The sequence below is a fragment of the Streptomyces sp. NPDC042201 genome (genome assembly GCF_055582185.1).
In genome coordinates this window covers 413,882-430,193 of sequence record NZ_JBVJDS010000003.1, presented here as the reverse complement: position 1 = coordinate 430,193, position 16,312 = coordinate 413,882, and the positions used below count along the sequence as shown (strand labels likewise).

Sequence of the window (16,312 nt, the reverse complement as noted above, 5' to 3'; positions counted from 1 at the left end):
CAACCGTAAGGGTAGACAGGGTTAGCGAATCTATGTGATCTCCCGAAAGAAGGAATCGCTGTGGAGCCAACCCTGGCTACCCCATCCGTCGACCGACGCTCTGTGGTTTCGCTATTCTCTCGCCTGCGTACATCGGGCGGCCAGTCGAATCCATTGCCTTACTACACAGAGCTCAGGGCGATGGGGGATATCATTCCGGCTCCGTGGGGTGGGCACCTGGTGAACTCCTACAGCCTGTGCGACCAGGTACTGAGGAACCGGTCCTGGCAGGTGCCCAGCAGCGAGTGGCGTACCCAGCAGGACGACGAAACACGCTGGAGCGCCCCCGCCTCACTTGAAATGGGCAGAACCTTGCCCATGCTCAATCCGCCGCACCATACGCGAATGCGGCGGTCGGTGGGGAATATGTTCGACCGAAAATCTCTGGATAAAATGAGGAATTCGGTCGACAGAACAACCGAGCGGCTACTTGACCGACTCACCGAAGAATTGCGTGACGGCGAGGCTGATTTCTCCTCGCTGGTCAGCGAAGAATTGCCTGTCATTACGATCGGCGAATGGCTCGGAGTGCCGCCCGCCGATTATCCCCTGCTCCGGTCGCTCACCCACGACCAGGTATTCACGCAGGAGCTGTTCCCCTCGCCGAGCCAGCTGGCGCTGTCGGACGCCGCGGCCCACCGGCTGAACGAGTACTTCACCGAACTCGTACGGGAGCGCCGCCGGGCGCCCGGAGACGACCCGGTCTCGGCCTGGATCCGGACCTGGGACGAACTCGAACCCGACCAGGACGTGGCCGACGAGGCCGTCTACTCCCTCGCGCTCTTCGTGGTCCTGGCCGCGCTGGAGACCACGGCGACCCTGCTGGCCACCATGGCCTGGCTGATCCTGGAGCACCCGCGCCAGCGGGAGTGGCTGCGCACGCACCCCCAGCACATACCGGGTGCCATCGAGGAAGTACTGCGCTACGACACCCCGATCCACATGATCAGCCGGATCGCCGCCGAGGACACCGACCTCGCCGGAGTACGCGTGCAGCAGGGCCAGATGGTGCAGCTCATGGTCGGCGCCGCGCATCACGACCCGGAGCGGCACGCCGATCCCGATATCTTCGACATTCGCCGCAAGGCCGCGCCTCTCAGCTTCGGCGGTGGAATCCACTACTGCCTCGGCGCGCCACTGGCCCGGCTGGAAGCCACGTCCCTCTTGACCTCGCTGCTGCGGCGGCTGCCCGAACTGCGTGTCAGCAGTGCGCCGATCTGGGCGCCTCGCGTCGCTTTCCGGCGCCTCATGACACTCCAGGTAGTCAATTCCTGACGCTCCGGCCCGGCACGAGGCCCGACGTATGAACCGGGAAGCACAGCACACACATTCAAGGATCAGCATGGTGGAAGACTTCAAGGCCCTTCGCGTCATACAGGAAGGGGCCGTACTGAAGGTGCAGTTGAGCAGTCCTGAGACGGGAAATGCCATCTCCGGGCTGCTTCTTGATGAACTCCTGTCCGTACTCGACGCCCTGGACGAATCCGGGGTCCGGGTGCTGATCCTCTCCGGCGCGGGGGCCGACTTCTGTCTGGGCGGCGACCGCGGGGAATTCGCTCCCCTGCTCGCCGCGGACCCCGGCGGCGCGAGCCTCCGGGCCCTCGGCAACAAGGCGCGGCGGGTGTGCGACGCCCTCGCGACGACCGACGCGGTCACCATCGCGCGGCTGCACGGCGGGGTGGTCGGGGCGGGTCTGGGGCTCGCGGTCCTCTGTGATCTGCGGGCCGGGGCGGACAACTGCCGCTTCCGGCTGCCGGAGCTCGGTCTCGGGGTGCCTCCCGCGTGGGGAGGGATCCTGCCGCGGCTGATCAACGAGACGGGGGCCGCCAGGATCCGCGAGCTGATACTGACCGCCAACAACTTCGACGCCGCGAAGGCGGTCGAGCTGTCCATCCTTCACAAGGTGGTTCCCGAAGAGGAGTTGGACAGCGCGATCACCCAGTGGACCAGGCCGCTGGTGCGCAGGTCCCCCGCGGCGCTGCGGACCGCCAAGGCCATGATGAACGCGTACTCCGGCGCCAACCGCCTCGCGGACGCCACCCTCCTCGACGCGGAACTGCTGACGGCCGCGGTGGCCGCCGCCGAGGCCGCACGAGCCCGCTGAGGTCGTGGCCCGTTGAGGTCCTGGCCGGTTGAGGCTCTCGGCTCCGTCGGCGCGTGGCCGGCCGGGGCCGGCGCCTCAGCCGGCCGCTCCCGTGAAGTGTTCCCGCACCAGCGACTGCACCACCGGCAGGTCCCGCGCGATCAGGGCGTCCAGCAGCGCCGAGTGTTCCGCCGCGTCCGCGACCAGGTCCGCGCGGCGGGGCGCCGGGGCGCTGACCAGCGGCCACTGGGACCGGCGGTGCAACTCGTCGGCGACCATGACCAGTTGCTGGTTGCCGGAGAGGGAGAGCACCGCCCGGTGGAAGGCACGGTCGCAGTCCGCGTACCCGGCGCGGTCCCCGACCACGGCGGCCGCGGCCGTCGCGTCCGCCAACAGGCGCAGTTCCGCCCAGCGTTGCGCCGGGACGGTACGGGCCAGCCGCAGCATCACCGGCACTTCGATCAGGGCCCGCACCTCGGCCAGTTCGGCCAGTTCATGGGCGCTGCGCGCGGTGACGCGGAAGCCGCGGTTCGGGACGACCTCCACCGCGCCCTCCTGCGTGAGCCGCTGCATGGCCTCGCGTACCGGAGTGGCGGAGACCCCGAAGCGTTCGCCGAGCGCGGGGGCCGAGTAGACCTCGCCGGGGACCAGGTCTCCGCTGACGAGCGCGTGGCGCAGGGCGTCGAGGATCTGCCCGCGCACGGAATGACGGCGTACGGCCCGGGGCCCGGGCCCCTCTCCGTGGGTGTGCTCCCCACGCGCCTGCTCGGGCAGTTCGGAAGCGGGCGGCGCGGCCCCGTACGGTCCTGCCGCCGGCGGCCCGGGCGCGTACGGCCGCCGCGCGGCGGATTCACGCGCTCTGCCCTGCTCCACCTCGGTCCACCTCCGCCGTCCGGTCGGGTCGCCCGGCCCGCGCGGCCGGATCCTCATGTGCACGATAGGCCGAGGGCGCCGCAGTTCAAACATCGTTCACATCGGGTAAGGTTAGGCTTACCTCCAAACGATCGCGATTCGGTGGTCCCCGCATGACCCTGCCCGCAGTGCTGCCCAGCCTCCTCGCCTCGCCCGTGACGGCCGCGTACGCCCGTCTGGCCGAGGTGTTTCCCGCGCTGCGCGTCGATCTGCTCACCGACGGTGAGCGGGCTCCGGTCGGCGGCGGCTGGGTGAGCGCGGCCGGCCTGGCGGCGGGCGGCCCTGACCTCGACGCGTTTCTCGCCTGGGACGAAGCCCAGGTGCGGCGGGACCACGGACAGCGGGCCCGCCCGGACGTGGTCGCCAGCTTCGCGCTGCACCGCTATGCCTGGCCGGCCTGTCTGCTGATCACCGTGCCCTGGTTCCTGCACCGCCGGGTGCCCCGCGTACCCGTCGAGGACGTCTCCTTCCAGCGGGAGCTGGGCCGGATGACCGTCCGCGCCACGGACTTCGCCTGTCTGCCGGCCGACCCCGCCGCGACGCTGCCGGGCGCCCGGGTCGTACCGGACGAGGAGGCCCTGCGCGCCGAGGTGCGGACGGCCGTCGCCGAGCATCTCGGACCGGTCCTCGAAGGCTTCGCCCCGCGGATGCGGCGCGGCCGGCGGGCGCTGTGGGGCATGGCGACCGACGAGATCGTCGAGGGACTCTGGTACGTCGCGCATCTGCTGGGCGAGGAGCGGCGCGGGATGGCGGAGCTGGAGCGGCTGCTGCCGGGCACGGCCAAGCCGTATGTCGGTACGGCGGGCTTCCGCGAACTGACCGGCCCGGCCGGCGAAACGCTGTCGACCAGGGACAGGGCCAGCTGCTGTCTCTACTACACGCTGCGCCCCGAGGACACGTGTGTCACCTGCCCGCGTACGTGCGACGCCGACCGGGTCCGGAAGCTGAGCGCGGGCACCTGACCCCGCGTCACCGAGGATCCCACGCCACCCGCTAGGGTGGTATTAATCGAACATGACAGCCGCTTGGCGCGCGGCAGTTCTAACCGACCGCGCCTATTTGCGTGCCTCTACGCCTCGTTGGCGTTGTCATGTCTCGAAACCCCTTGAGGGGCACTGCACTTCCGCCAATATGGCGCCCAAAACGCCCTACTGCGATGCAAGGAACACCGCATGCGACTGACCGATATATCGTTGAATTGGTTGCTTCCCGTCGGCGTGCTGCTCGTCGGAATCCTGGTGGCGGTGGCAGTACTCGCGCGCGGCAAGCGCGCAGGTGACAAGGCCGCGGCCGAAGATTCCTGGGAACGCAGCGAGGAGCGCCGCAGACGTAAGGAAACGATCTACGGCGCCGCCTCCTACGCCCTTCTCTTCTGCTGTGCCGCGGTCGCCGCCGCGCTCTCGTTCAAAGGCCTGGTCGGCTTCGGCCAGGAAAACCTCAGCCTCAGTGGTGGCTGGGAGTATCTCGTCCCGTTCGGTCTCGACGGCGCGGCGATGTTCTGCTCGGTGCTCGCCGTACGCGAGGCCAGCCACGGCGACGCGGCCCTCGGTTCGCGCCTGCTGGTGTGGACGTTCGCCGGTGCCGCCGCCTGGTTCAACTGGGTGCACGCGCCCAGGGGTCTCGGCCACGACGGCGCTCCGCACTTCTTCGCGGGCATGTCCCTCTCGGCCGCGGTCCTGTTCGACCGCGCGCTGAAGCAGACCCGCAGGGCGGCGCTGCGCGAGCAGGGTCTGGTGCCGCGTCCGCTGCCGCAGATCCGGATCGTACGGTGGCTGCGCGCGCCCCGCGAGACCTTCGCCGCCTGGTCCCTGATGCTGCTCGAAGGTGTCAGGACGCTGGACGAGGCGGTCGACGAGGTGCGCGACGACCGGCGGCAGAAGGAGCAGGCCCGCCACCGCAGGCGGGACCAGGAGAAGCTGGACCGGGCGCAGATCAAGGCGCTCAACCGGCAGCACCGCGCCTGGGGCCGGGGCCGTGGTGGCCGCCAGGTCGCCCTGCCCGCCATGAGCGGCGCGGGGAGTTCCCCGGCGGCCGTCGAGGCCGCAGCGGAGCCTGCTCCAGAGCCGGCACAGCTGACTCATCGGTCCCGGCTCTCCCTTCAGCCCGTCGGCGGTGAGGCCCGCACCGTGGACCTCACCGCGGAGGACGACACGCAGGCACTGCCACGACTCGACTCCCTGGAGAAGAAACTCACCGATCTGGAGCGTCAGTTCGGCTGAGTCCGACCCCAGTACACAGAACACATCGGACCGGTGTGACGGAAGACCGTCACACCGGTCCGGCGTGTGTGAGGCCGTCGCGCCGGCGCCCCGCCCGCCGTCAGGCCGGCGCCCGACCCGCCGTCAGGCCGGTTACGCCACAGCGCCGTCCAGCTCGAACCAGACCAGCTTGCCCAGCGGCCGCGCCCGGATCCCCCAGTCGTCCGCGAGGCTTCGCACCAGCGCCAGTCCCCTGCCGTGCGTGGCCTCGTCCGGGACCGGCCGGTGCGGCTCGGGCGGTGCGGGCAGCGCGCTGACGAAGTCCCGTACCTCCACGCGCAGCCGGGAGTCCGCGACGGTCGCCGTGACCACCGCGCCGCTCTCCGTGTGGACCAGCGCGTTGGTGACCAGCTCGCTCATGAGCAGCTCCGCCACTTCCGCGGAGTCCCGCTCCTGCCAGTGCCGCAGCATCTCCCGCAAGGCGTGCCGCACTTCCGGGACCGCCGCCAGATCGGTGCCGCCCACTCTGCGCCGTAGCCCTGTCATCACCTTTGCCCCCGCCCGTACCGGTCACGACTCCTGTTCTCGAACGCGTACACAAGATGCATGCCCCACCCCGGATACGCCACGCATGCCGTTCGTCACCTCATCACCACATGAGCGGGGGTGCGCGAGGCCCGTCCGGGGAAGTGAGGGGGGAGCGAAATGCTGACCGCCGCGTCAGGGGTGGCGGGCGAGCCGATCCCGAGGAGTCCCGATGCACGACGACCGCACCCTGGTGGAAGGGCGCCTGGAGCGCGCTCTGCGCCAGTTCATCCGTCCCGCGCAGTACGCGGCCCGGGAGCCGCTCACGCTCTCCGTCTGGCACGCACCGGGCGAGCCGGTGCCGGTCGGGCAGGCGCTGCAGGGCACTTACGAACCGTTCGTGACCGGTACGGAATGGGGCGCGCCCTGGTCCACCAGCTGGTTCCGGCTGGAGGGCGTCGTCCCCGACGCGTGGGCGGGCCGCCGGGTCGAAGCGGTCATCGACCCCGGATTCACCGGCGACGGGCCCGGCTTCCAGGCCGAAGGGCTGGTGTACGACGCGGCGGGCATCCCGATCAAGGGCATCCACCCGCGCAACCGGCACATCCCGGTGGGCGCGCCCGCGGCCGGCGGCGAGCCGGTCCACCTGCTGCTGGAGGCGGCCGCCAACCCCGCCGTCGCGCACGACTTCGTGCCGACCTTCCTCGGGGACGTACTGACCGCGGGAGACAGCCCGCTGTACCGCTTCGCCGCCGCCGACCTGGCCGTCCTGGACGAGGAGGTCTGGCATCTCGTCCTGGACATCGAGGTGCTCTCGGAGCTGATGCGCGAGCTGCCGGCGGACCGCTCCCGGCGCCACGAGATCCTGCGCGCCCTGGAGAGCATGCTGGACGCGCTCGATCTGCACGATGTGGCGGGCACGGCGGCCGCCGCGCGGGGTGAGCTGGCCGAGGTGCTGTCCCGTCCCGCGTCCCCGAGCGCGCACCGGATCTCGGCGGCCGGCCACGCCCATATCGACTCGGCCTGGCTGTGGCCGCTGCGCGAGACCGTACGGAAGGCGTCCCGGACCTTCGCCAATGTCACGGCGCTCGCCGCGGACTACCCGGAGCTGGTCTTCGCCTGCTCACAGGCCCAGCAGTACGCCTGGGTCAGGGACCACCAGCCGCACATCTGGGAGCGGATCAAGAAGGCCGTGGCGGACGGCAACTGGGCGCCGGTCGGCTCGATGTGGGTGGAGTCGGACGCCAATATGCCCGGCGGTGAGGCGCTGGCCCGGCAGATCGTGCACGGAAAGCGCTTCTTCCTGGAGGAGCTGGGCATCGAGACGGAGGAGATCTGGCTGCCGGACTCCTTCGGTTATACGGCGGCCTTCCCGCAGCTGGCGAAGCTCGCCGGGGTCAAGTGGTTCCTCACACAGAAGCTCTCCTGGAACCAGACCAACAAGATGCCGCACCACACCTTCTGGTGGGAGGGCATCGACGGCACCCGGGTCTTCACCCACTTCCCGCCGGTCGACACGTACAACGCCCAGTTCCTCGCCTCCGAACTCGCGCACGCCGAAAAGAACTTCGCCGAGAAGGGGCGGGCGTCGACTTCACTGGTGCCGTTCGGCTGGGGCGACGGCGGCGGCGGCCCCACCCGGGAGATGCTGGAGAAGGCACGGCGGCTGAAGTCCCTGGAAGGCTCGCCCACGGTCGAGATCGAGAAGCCCTCCGCCTTCTTCGCCGCGGCCGAGGCGGAGTACGGCGACAAGGCCCCGGTCTGGTCCGGTGAGCTGTATCTGGAGCTGCACCGGGCGACGTACACCACCCAGGCGAAGACCAAGCAGGGCAACCGGCGCAGTGAACATCTGCTGCGGGAGGCCGAGTTGTGGGCGACGGCCGCGGCGCTGCGGTCGGCTTCCTACGCGTATCCGTACGAGGAGCTGGACCGGATCTGGAAGACGGTGCTGCTGCACCAGTTCCATGACATCCTCCCCGGCTCGTCGATCGCCTGGGTGCACCGCGAGGCCCGTGCCACCTACGAGGCGGTGCGCGAGGAGCTGGAGGGCATCATCGCGGACGCGGTGGCGGCGCTCGGCGGCTCCGCCGTGGGGGTGTGGAACGCGGCCCCGTTCGCCCGTCGTGATGTCGTCGCGGCCGACGCCTCGGACGTGGCGGAGGGCATCGGGGTGCAGCCGCTGGCCGACGGCGGGGTACTGGCTCCTGCCCTGGTCCGGGCGCTGGCGCCGGGCACGTTCACCTCGCTCGCCCCGTCCCCCGTGTCGGCGTCCTCGGACGACGGGACCATCACCCTGCGCAATCAGCGGCTGGAGGTCGTGATCGACGCGGACGGGCTGCTGGCCTCCGTACGCGATCTCATGGCCGGCCGTGAGGTGCTGGCACCCGGCAGCCGGGGCAATCTGCTGCAGCTGCACCCCGACCATCCCAATCAGTGGGACGCCTGGGACATCGACCGGCACTACCGGCGCAAGCACACCGATCTCACCGCGGCCGAGTCCGTCGAACTGATCGAGGAGGGACCGCTGCGGGCGGCGGTGCGGGTGGTGCGTACGTTCGGGGCGTCGCGGATCGTGCAGGAGATCCGGCTCACCGCCGAAAGCTCTCGTATCGATGTCGTCACCGACGTCGACTGGCAGGAGTCGGAGAAGGTCCTCAAGGCCGCCTTCCCGCTCGATGTCCACGCCGAACGGTCCACCTCCGAGGTGCAGTTCGGCCATGTGCACCGGGCGACGCACGACAACACCGGCTGGGACGCGGCCCGGTTCGAGATCTGCGCCCATCGCTGGCTGCGGGTCGCCGAGCCCGGCTACGGGGTCGCGGTGCTCAACGACTCGACGTACGGGCACGAGGTGACCCGGGCGGCGCATCCGGACGGGCTCGGCACGACCGTACGGCTGACGCTGCTGCGCGCGCCGCACAGCCCCGACCCGGAAACCGACCTCGGCACGCACCGCTTCCGCTACGCGCTGCTGCCCGGCGGTACGCAGGAGGAGACCGTCCAGGAGGGTCTGGCGCTCAATCTGCCGTTGCGCGTGGCGGCGGCTCCGGAGCAGCCCCCGCTGGTCAATGTCGACAACCCGGCGGTGACCGTGGAGGCGGTCAAACTCGCGGAGGACCGTAGCGGCGATGTCGTCGTACGGCTCTACGAGTCGGCCGGCGGCCGGGCGGAGGCGACGCTGCGCATCGGTTTCCCGGTGACCGGCGCGTGCGTGACCGATCTGCTGGAACGGCCGCTGCACGACGCCGAGTCGGGCGAGAAGGGGCTGCGGCTGCGGCTGCGGCCGTTCCAGATCCTGACGCTGCGCCTCACCCCCGCGTGAGCGGTCCGGTGTGAGCGGCCCGGCGTGAGGGGATGAGCGAGGGCGGCGGGGTTCGGGCGGGGTCAGGGCCGGGGCATGTTCCGCAGGTTGGAGCGTGCCATCTGCACCATGCGGCCCACCCCGCCGTCCAGCACGATCTTGCTGGCCGAGAGCGCGAACCCCGTCACCATGTCGGCCTTGATCTTCGGCGGGATGGAAAGCGCGTTCGGGTCGGTGACCACATCCACCAGGGCGGGGCCCTTGTGCTTGAAGGCGTCCTTGAGCGCGCCCGCGAGATCCCTGGGCTTCTCCACCCGTACCCCGTAGGCGCCGGCCGCGCGGGCGATGGCGGCGAAGTCGGGGTTGTGGTTGGTCGTGCCGTACGCCGGCAGCCCGGCCACCATCATCTCCAGCTCGACCATGCCCAGGGAGGAGTTGTTGAAGAGGACGATCTTCACCGGCAGGTCGTGCTGCACGAGGGTGAGGAAGTCGCCCATCAGCATGGAGAATCCGCCGTCGCCCGACATCGAGATGACCTGGCGGTTCCGGTCGACGAACTGGGCCCCGATGGCCTGCGGCAGCGCGTTGGCCATCGAGCCGTGGCTGAACGAGCCGATCACACGACGGCGTCCGTTCGGCGAGAGATAACGGGCCGCCCAGACATTGCACATGCCGGTGTCGACGGTGAACACGGCGTCGTCGTCGGCGAGTTCGTCCATGACGGAGGCGACGTACTCGGGGTGGATCGGCATGTGCTTCTCGACCTTGCGGGTGTACGCCTTGACCACGCCCTCCAGCGCGTCGGCGTGCTTCTTGAGCATCTTGTCGAGGAAGCGGCGGTCCGTCTTGGCCCGTACCCGAGGCGTCAGACAGGTCAGGGTCTCGCGGACATCGCCCCAGATGGCGAGGTCCAGCTTGGAACGCCGGCCGAGGCGCTCCGGCCTGATGTCCACCTGGACGATCTGCACGTCGTCGGGGAGGAAGGCGTTGTACGGGAAGTCCGTGCCGAGCAGGATCAGCAGATCGCACTCGTGGGTGGCCTCGTAGGCGGCGCCGTACCCGAGCAGCCCGCTCATGCCGACGTCGTACGGGTTGTCGTACTGGATCCATTCCTTGCCGCGCAGGGCATGCCCGATCGGGGACTTGATCCGTTCGGCGAACTCCATCACCTCGGTGTGCGCACCGGCCGTGCCGCTGCCGCAGAACAGGGTGACCCGTTCCGCCTCGTCGATCATGCGGGCGAGCTTGTCGATCTCCGCGTCAGCGGGGCGTACGGACGGCCGGGAGGTGACGAGTGCGTGCTCCTCCGCCTTCTCGGGGGCCGGCGCGGAGGCGATGTCGCCGGGCAGGGTGACCACGCTGACCCCACCCTGGCCGACGGCGTGCTGGATCGCCGTCTGGACCAGCCGGGGCATCTGCTGGGGGTTGGAGATCATCTCGCAGTAGTGGCTGCACTCGCGGAACAGCTGCTCGGGGTGGGTCTCCTGGAAGTAGCCGAGGCCGATCTCGCTGGACGGGATGTGGGAGGCGAGGGCGAGGACGGGGGCCATGGAGCGGTGGGCATCGTACAGGCCGTTGATCAGATGCAGATTGCCCGGGCCGCAGGAGCCCGCGCAGGCGGCGAGCTTGCCGGTGATCTGGGCCTCGGCGCCGGCCGCGAAGGCGGCGGTCTCCTCGTGCCTGACCTGGACCCAGTCGATGGCGGCATTGCGGCGGATGGCGTCGACGACGGGGTTGAGGCTGTCGCCGACGACTCCGTACAGCCGCTTGACGCCGGCCCTGGCGAGGAGGTCGACGAACTGTTCCGCCACGTTCTGCTTGGCCATGGAAGAGCACCCTTTCTGGTCATGGGTGGGGCCCCGGGCGACGGGCCGTGGCCTGTCGTGACCCGGCCGGGTCAGGTCTCCGGTGTCCATCAACCCATGCCGGGCACGGTTACGCCTCCCAGACGCCGACCGCCGTACGGTCGTCGGCGTACCCCTTCACCCTGAGCTGGGTGTCCGCGAAATACTCGGCCAAACCCGGCGGATCCATGGGCCCCCAGCGCTCGGCCAGCTCCTTGGCGAGGGCAGCCTCGCCGCGCATCGGCTCGGCGAGACCGGTGCTGCACAGCAGCAGCGTGTCACCCGGCCGGGCCATCGAGGCCCGGAACCGGAACGGCTCGGGCGGGAGCGGAAGCGGGCTCTCGCCGTACGGGGAGTGGGCCGTCGTGATCCCCAGATCCATGGTGAGCCGGTCGCCCCCGACGGTCTCGGCGGGCTGGGATCCGAGGCCGGGGAGGGGCTCGCCCGTGAGGGCGCCGGGCGGGCGGACGCTCTGCTCCAGGTCCTCCCAGGTGCCGTCCCTGAGCCGGAAGAGGCCACCACCGCCGACCCCGAAGAACACCCGGTTGCGGCACTCCGGGTCGGCGGAGAGCAGCAGACAGCGCAGGCTCGCGGTGTACTGCTCCGGCTGCCTCCCGAGCTCGGCGGCGCGGGCGCGGAGCCTGCCGAAACCGCGGTCGGTGAGCCGGTGCAGACCGGACTTGAGGTCGTCCCTGCGGCCGGCCCTGATGTCCTCGGAGAGCCGGCTGTGATGGCGCCCGACCGCGCCGCCGATCCAGTGACACGCGTCGGCCGCGGCGCGGTGAGCCCCGTCGGCGGCGTGCGCCCCACTGGCGACGGCGACGAGCACGAGGGCCCCGGCGCCCTGCCCGAACCGGGCGGTGAGCAGGGCGTCGCGCCGGGGCTCACCGCGATACCGCGCGGAGTCCCCCCGTACGGACACGGCCCGCAGGGAGTACGTCCCGTAGCGCGCGCCGTCGAGGACGGTATCGGCGACGACCTCGTCCAGGCGGTCGGCGTGGGCGGGAGGCAGTGCGGTGGGCTCGGGATCGTAAGGGGGCGGCTCGGCCCCGAGGTGGCTGACAGCGGCGCGGGACGGGGATATGGGGAGCGTGGGTATGGAGAACGGCTCCGCGCGCCACGGTCCCGGAGCGGCCGGGGATACGGGCGGGACCGGTGGCCCAGGACTGCGGTGCCGGCCGGGCTCACGGACCGGGGACGCCGGCCGCGCGGGCGGTGAGGCCGGCTCGTGGCGGCGGGGGTCGGGGGGCGAGGGCTGCGCGGCGGGGGCGTTCTCGGGAGACCCCTCGGAGCGGGGTGGTGCGGTCGGCTGCGGCCGGGTGTCGCCGGGCCGTGGGGTGGTCGTGGGTCGCGGCGGACTGTGCCGGGAGCGACCGGGGGGCGGGACGTCCGGCGTGCTCGGTGCGGCCGGTGCCGTCGGTGCGGCCGGGCTCGTCGGTTCCATCGGTGACGTCGCTGCCGTCGGTGCCGTCGGTGCGGCCGGGCTCGGCGGTGCGGCCGGCTCGGGCTTCGGCCGTGCCTGGCGCGGATCCTGACGTTCCGGCAGGGGCGCGGGCATGGGCACGGACCCCGGCAGGGGTCTCGCGTCGCTCGGGGCGTAAGGACCCGGCGGCTCCCAGGGCGCCCGCTGACGCGGCGGTACGGGAGACGCCTCGGCCGGTGGCGGCTGCTCCCACCAGGCGCGCGGCCGCTGCGCCGGGGGCGCGGACTCCGGGCCCGTGGGCACCCCGATCGCCGCTGCCGCCCCCTCCGCGTCCGGCGTGCCCACCGCGTCCGCCGCCGAATCGAAGCGGTCGTCGAGCGTGTCCCCCGCCGCCGCGGCCGGACCGGTGTCCGGCGCGGACTCGTCGTACAGCCGGTTCCACCAGTCGTCGGCGGTCGGCCGCTCCCCCTGCTGACTCATGCCTCTATTGTCGACCGCGCCGGGGGTGCGAAAACGGGTCGTCCGGAAAACGTGGGACCGCGGCACCCAGATCGCCGGTGGGGGGGTGAGTCCGCCGGGCGGCCCCACCCCCCACGGGAAGGACGCCCGGCGAACGTTCACAGGTTCAGCGCGGGCCGGATACGCCGGCGTGAAGCCGGCCGCACCACTCTCCCGGGCACCACCAGGCCCTGGATACTCAGGGGGCATATGACCGGGGTGTGTCGCTGCTGTGATGGCGCCACCTTGGCAGAGGGACGGGTTGTGCAGGGATGATGTGAGCGGCGGGTTTACGCCGTGGCTTGTTTCCGCCACGGGCCGCGGCGGAATCTGCGCGTCCGGGGAGGACGCGCAAGGCGTCCAGGGAGGGGTTCAGGGGTGCTGGGAGCGATAGGTCTCGACGCGAGACAGGAGTCCGCGTATCGCGCGCTGGTGGCGATCGGCGCCGCGGAGGTCGCGGATCTGGCCCACCGGCTGGCGATTCCGGAGTCGGACACCGAACGGGCCCTGCGCCGGCTGGAGCGGCAGGGCCTGGCCGCGCAGTCCTCGTCCCGTACCGGGCGGTGGGTCGCCGCTCCGCCTGCCGTCGCGCTGGGCGCGCTGCTCACCCAGCACCGCCATGAGCTGGAACAGGCCGAGCTGGCGGCGGTGCTGCTCGCCGAGGAATACCGCGCGGAGGCCGCCGAGCCGGCCGTGCACGACCTGGTCGAGGTGGTGACGGGCGCGAGCGCGGTCGCCCACCGCTTCCACCAGCTCCAGCTGGGCGCGACCGAGGAGGTCTGCGCCCTGGTCACCGGGAAGCCCGTCGCGGTCACGGGCGTCGACAACGAGGCGGAGGAACGCGCGGCGGCGCGCGGAGTCACCTACCGGGTGGTGATAGAGCGCGAGGTGCTCTCACTGCCCGCCGGGATCGTCGAGCTGTCCACGGCGCTCGGCCGGGGCGAGCACGTCCGCGTGATCGAGCGGGTGCCGACAAAGCTGGTGGTCGCGGACCGCGCTCTGGCGATGGTGCCGCTGACGGGCATCGGGGCCGAGCCCGCGGTGCTCGTCGTGCACGCCAGCGGGCTGCTGGAGTCACTGATGGGGCTCTTCGAGGCGGTGTGGCGGGAGGGGCTGCCGCTGCGGCTCGGTACGAGCGGCACGGTCGCGGAGGAGCGGCTTCCCGGCCCGGACCCCACCGACCTGGAGGTCCTGTCGCTGCTGCTCGCCGGGATGACCGACGCGAGCGTCGCCAAACAGCTGGACCTGGGGTTGCGGACCGTACAGCGGCGGGTGAAGGGGCTGATGGAGCTGAGCGGGGTGACGACCCGGCTGCAGCTCGGCTGGCATGCCTACGAAAGGGGCTGGGTGGCTCGCGACCTGCGGGAATGAGCTGAATCCTGCACGCTGGGCAGATGGACGTGTGGCAGCTCGTGCTGGTGGGCCTTGTCCTCCTGCTCGGTCTGTTCGGCGTGCTGGTCCCGGGGGTGCCGGGTCAGGCGATCGTCTGGGCCGGCGTGCTGTGGTGGGCGCTGTCGGACACCACCCACCTGGCCTGGGGCGTACTGATCGGCGCGACGGTCCTCCTGCTGCTGAACCAGGCGCTCAGACCGCTGCTGCCGTCCCGCCGCACCAGCAGGACCGGGGCCACACGGCGCACCCTGCTGGTGGGCGGGGTGTCCGGGATCGTGGGGTTCTTCGTGCTTCCGGTGGTGGGCGGGATCGTGGGATTCGTCGGGGGAATCTACTGCGCCGAGCGGGAACGGCTCGGCGGCCACCGGGCCGGCTGGGCCTCGACCCGTACGGTCATGCGCACGGCGGGCTGCTCGCTGCTGGTGGAGCTGTTCGCGTGCCTGCTGGTGGTCGGCACCTGGCTGGGAGCGGTGATCTGGAGCTGAGCGTACGGCCCGTCCGACGTGCGGTACGGGCGCGGTACGGCGGCGGTACGGAGGCGGTGCGGCGGCGGTACGGCGGGGGCTTCACCCGGTGACGGCTTCACCCGCGGGGACTTCACCCGGTGGGGACTCGTCCGGCGGAGACTCGTCCGGCAGCGGCTCGCTCCGCCCGCAGGTGATTCGTCGCGTACGACCGCCAGGGCCGCCACGCCTCCTCGACCCCCACATCCTCCACATCCTCCGGCGCCACATCGGGATCGCCGAGCGCCCGCATCCGGATCAGCGCGGCGGTCCTGGGCGTGATGCCGGGCACGGCCAGGAGCGCGTGTCCGGCCTCGTCCCGGTCGGCTCCGGGATCGAGCCGTACGGCGCCGTCGGCCAGCGCGGCCGCGAGCGGGCCCGCGACCGGATCGGCGCGCAGCGCCGCCGGCGCCGGGAACAGCCGCGTGAGCCCGCCCCCCGGGTGTGCCAGCGGCTCCCCGTACCGCTCGACGAGCCGGCCGGCCGCCTCGTACCCGACGAGCGCCCGCAGCGCGTACTCCTCGGGATCCGCAGCGCCCGGCGACCGCAGTCCTGGGCGGGCCGCGACGAGCGGGGCGAGCCGTGGATCGGCGCCCAGCCGTTCGTCGACGGCGTACGGGTCGGCGTCGAGGTCGAATAGGCGGCGCAGCCGCTGTACGGCGGTGGTGAGGTCGCGCAGATCGGTGAGATGGATCCGCGCCTCCAGCCAGCCGCTCCGGGAGGGGGCGACGCCGGCCGGACGGGCCTCGTCGACCGCGACGACGCCGGGGCCGTGCGGCAGCCGCAGCGTACGCCGGTAGGTGCGGTCGCCGGATCCGCCGGTCACCTCCTCGACCCGCGGGACCGCTTCCCTGGCGAGGAGGTCGAAGACATCGCGTGCCGCGTACGGTCCGCGGTAGGCGAGCCGCAGCGGGATCCCGGCGAGGGCCGGCGCCCCGGCGGCGGACGCCGGGTCCGTGGCGGGCGCCGGGTCCGGCGCGCTCACCCCGCTGCCCGGTTCGCTCCGCAGCTCGCTCGGCGTACGGGCGTAGATCTGGCGGATGGTGTCGTTGAACTGGCGCACGCTCGCGAACCCCGCCGCGAACGCGATCTCCGTGACCGGCAGCCCGGTGGTCTGGAGCAGCACCCGCGCCGTGTGCGCCCGCTGGGCACGGGCGAGGGCGACGGGCCCGGCGCCCAGCTCGGCGTTGAGCTGGCGCTGCACCTGGCGGGTGCTGTAGCCGAGCCGTACGGCCAGCCCCGGCACCCCCTCCCGGTCCACGATCCCGTCGCCGATCATCCGCATCGCGCGGCCGACGACATCGGCGCGTACGTTCCACTCGGCCGACCCGGGGACGGCGTCCGGCCTGCACCGGCGGCAGGCGCGGAAGCCGTTGCCCTGGGCGGCGGCCGCGGTCGGGTAGAACCGTACGTTCTTCCGCTTCGGGGTCACCGCGGGACAGCTCGGCCGGCAGTAGATGCCGGTGGTCTCGACAGCGAAGAAGAACGCGCCGTCGAACCGCGCGTCGCGGCTGCTGACCGCTTCGTATCGGGTCTCCTCATCCATCACACGACCCAGTGTGCGGCCGCCGGGCCGGCCGCACTCGCGGGTTTC

The 16,312-nt window shown here is 71.8% G+C and carries 12 protein-coding genes; 7 read left to right on the top strand and 5 right to left on the bottom strand.

The window, feature by feature from the left end; all coding sequences use genetic code 11:
• The first annotated feature begins 60 nt into the window (after nucleotides 1-60).
• Both ACZ6MZ_RS09355 and ACZ6MZ_RS09350 read left to right on the top strand, forming a co-directional pair.
• Nucleotides 61-1,314 (top strand): cytochrome P450, encoded by a 1,254-nt coding sequence (locus ACZ6MZ_RS09355; protein WP_469350778.1) that lies wholly within the window; start codon nucleotides 61-63, stop codon nucleotides 1,312-1,314.
• Between the two features lie 67 nt (nucleotides 1,315-1,381).
• Nucleotides 1,382-2,143 (top strand): enoyl-CoA hydratase/isomerase family protein, encoded by a 762-nt coding sequence (locus tag ACZ6MZ_RS09350; protein ID WP_384187026.1) that lies wholly within the window; start codon nucleotides 1,382-1,384, stop codon nucleotides 2,141-2,143.
• Between the two features lie 75 nt (nucleotides 2,144-2,218).
• Here ACZ6MZ_RS09350 and ACZ6MZ_RS09345 read toward each other — a convergent pair whose 3' ends face one another.
• Nucleotides 2,219-2,995: a GntR family transcriptional regulator gene (locus ACZ6MZ_RS09345; RefSeq protein ID WP_469350776.1), complete on the bottom strand. Its 777-nt coding sequence runs from the start codon at nucleotides 2,993-2,995 to the stop codon at nucleotides 2,219-2,221.
• Between the two features lie 152 nt (nucleotides 2,996-3,147).
• Here ACZ6MZ_RS09345 and ACZ6MZ_RS09340 point away from each other — a divergent pair, with 152 nt between their 5' ends.
• Both ACZ6MZ_RS09340 and ACZ6MZ_RS09335 read left to right on the top strand, forming a co-directional pair.
• Nucleotides 3,148-3,996 carry a (2Fe-2S)-binding protein gene (locus ACZ6MZ_RS09340; protein WP_469350774.1) on the top strand — a complete coding sequence of 283 codons (849 nt, stop codon included), beginning with the start codon at nucleotides 3,148-3,150 and terminating at the stop codon, nucleotides 3,994-3,996.
• Nucleotides 3,997-4,206: 210 nt separating this feature from the next.
• Nucleotides 4,207-5,253, top strand: a complete 1,047-nt coding sequence (locus ACZ6MZ_RS09335) for a DUF2637 domain-containing protein (protein WP_384187034.1) — start codon at nucleotides 4,207-4,209, stop codon at nucleotides 5,251-5,253.
• Nucleotides 5,254-5,385: 132 nt separating this feature from the next.
• Here ACZ6MZ_RS09335 and ACZ6MZ_RS09330 read toward each other — a convergent pair whose 3' ends face one another.
• Complete coding sequence (locus ACZ6MZ_RS09330; protein WP_384187036.1) at nucleotides 5,386-5,778, bottom strand: ATP-binding protein; 393 nt, start codon at nucleotides 5,776-5,778, stop codon at nucleotides 5,386-5,388.
• A gap of 211 nt (nucleotides 5,779-5,989) precedes the next feature.
• Between ACZ6MZ_RS09330 and ACZ6MZ_RS09325 the strand changes: the two genes are divergently transcribed.
• Complete coding sequence (locus tag ACZ6MZ_RS09325) at nucleotides 5,990-9,079, top strand: alpha-mannosidase (protein ID WP_469350771.1); 3,090 nt, start codon at nucleotides 5,990-5,992, stop codon at nucleotides 9,077-9,079.
• Between the two features lie 62 nt (nucleotides 9,080-9,141).
• Here ACZ6MZ_RS09325 and ACZ6MZ_RS09320 read toward each other — a convergent pair whose 3' ends face one another.
• Together ACZ6MZ_RS09320 and ACZ6MZ_RS09315 are read right to left on the bottom strand one after the other, a co-directional pair.
• Nucleotides 9,142-10,884, bottom strand: a complete 1,743-nt coding sequence (locus ACZ6MZ_RS09320) for a pyruvate dehydrogenase (RefSeq protein ID WP_469350760.1) — start codon at nucleotides 10,882-10,884, stop codon at nucleotides 9,142-9,144.
• Nucleotides 10,885-10,993: 109 nt separating this feature from the next.
• Nucleotides 10,994-12,805, bottom strand: coding sequence for a protein phosphatase 2C domain-containing protein (locus tag ACZ6MZ_RS09315; RefSeq protein ID WP_469350754.1), 1,812 nt, complete (start codon nucleotides 12,803-12,805; stop codon nucleotides 10,994-10,996).
• A 396-nt stretch (nucleotides 12,806-13,201) separates the two neighbouring features.
• Between ACZ6MZ_RS09315 and ACZ6MZ_RS09310 the strand changes: the two genes are divergently transcribed.
• Together ACZ6MZ_RS09310 and ACZ6MZ_RS09305 are read left to right on the top strand one after the other, a co-directional pair.
• Complete coding sequence (locus ACZ6MZ_RS09310; RefSeq protein WP_469350752.1) at nucleotides 13,202-14,194, top strand: helix-turn-helix domain-containing protein; 993 nt, start codon at nucleotides 13,202-13,204, stop codon at nucleotides 14,192-14,194.
• Between the two features lie 23 nt (nucleotides 14,195-14,217).
• Entirely contained in the window at nucleotides 14,218-14,700 is a 483-nt protein-coding gene (locus ACZ6MZ_RS09305; RefSeq protein WP_389790670.1) for a DUF456 domain-containing protein, read from the top strand.
• A gap of 112 nt (nucleotides 14,701-14,812) precedes the next feature.
• On the opposite strand, the gene ACZ6MZ_RS09300 is transcribed toward ACZ6MZ_RS09305, so the two are convergent.
• Complete coding sequence (locus ACZ6MZ_RS09300) at nucleotides 14,813-16,264, bottom strand: bifunctional transcriptional activator/DNA repair enzyme AdaA (RefSeq protein ID WP_469350750.1); 1,452 nt, start codon at nucleotides 16,262-16,264, stop codon at nucleotides 14,813-14,815.
• Nucleotides 16,265-16,312: the final 48 nt, after the last annotated feature.

What these genes read in the sequence shown, in the direction of transcription:
- ACZ6MZ_RS09325 (WP_469350771.1), top strand. Translation starts at nt 5,990, where the DNA reads ATGCACGACGACCGCACCCTGGTGGAAGGGCGCCTGGAGCGCGCTCTG.
- ACZ6MZ_RS09320 (WP_469350760.1), bottom strand. Translation starts at nt 10,884, where the DNA reads ATGGCCAAGCAGAACGTGGCGGAACAGTTCGTCGACCTCCTCGCCAGG.
- ACZ6MZ_RS09300 (WP_469350750.1), bottom strand. Translation starts at nt 16,264, where the DNA reads ATGGATGAGGAGACCCGATACGAAGCGGTCAGCAGCCGCGACGCGCGG.
- ACZ6MZ_RS09315 (WP_469350754.1), bottom strand. Translation starts at nt 12,805, where the DNA reads ATGAGTCAGCAGGGGGAGCGGCCGACCGCCGACGACTGGTGGAACCGG.
- ACZ6MZ_RS09340 (WP_469350774.1), top strand. Translation starts at nt 3,148, where the DNA reads ATGACCCTGCCCGCAGTGCTGCCCAGCCTCCTCGCCTCGCCCGTGACG.
- ACZ6MZ_RS09335 (WP_384187034.1), top strand. Translation starts at nt 4,207, where the DNA reads ATGCGACTGACCGATATATCGTTGAATTGGTTGCTTCCCGTCGGCGTG.
- ACZ6MZ_RS09305 (WP_389790670.1), top strand. Translation starts at nt 14,218, where the DNA reads ATGGACGTGTGGCAGCTCGTGCTGGTGGGCCTTGTCCTCCTGCTCGGT.
- ACZ6MZ_RS09350 (WP_384187026.1), top strand. Translation starts at nt 1,382, where the DNA reads ATGGTGGAAGACTTCAAGGCCCTTCGCGTCATACAGGAAGGGGCCGTA.
- ACZ6MZ_RS09330 (WP_384187036.1), bottom strand. Translation starts at nt 5,778, where the DNA reads ATGACAGGGCTACGGCGCAGAGTGGGCGGCACCGATCTGGCGGCGGTC.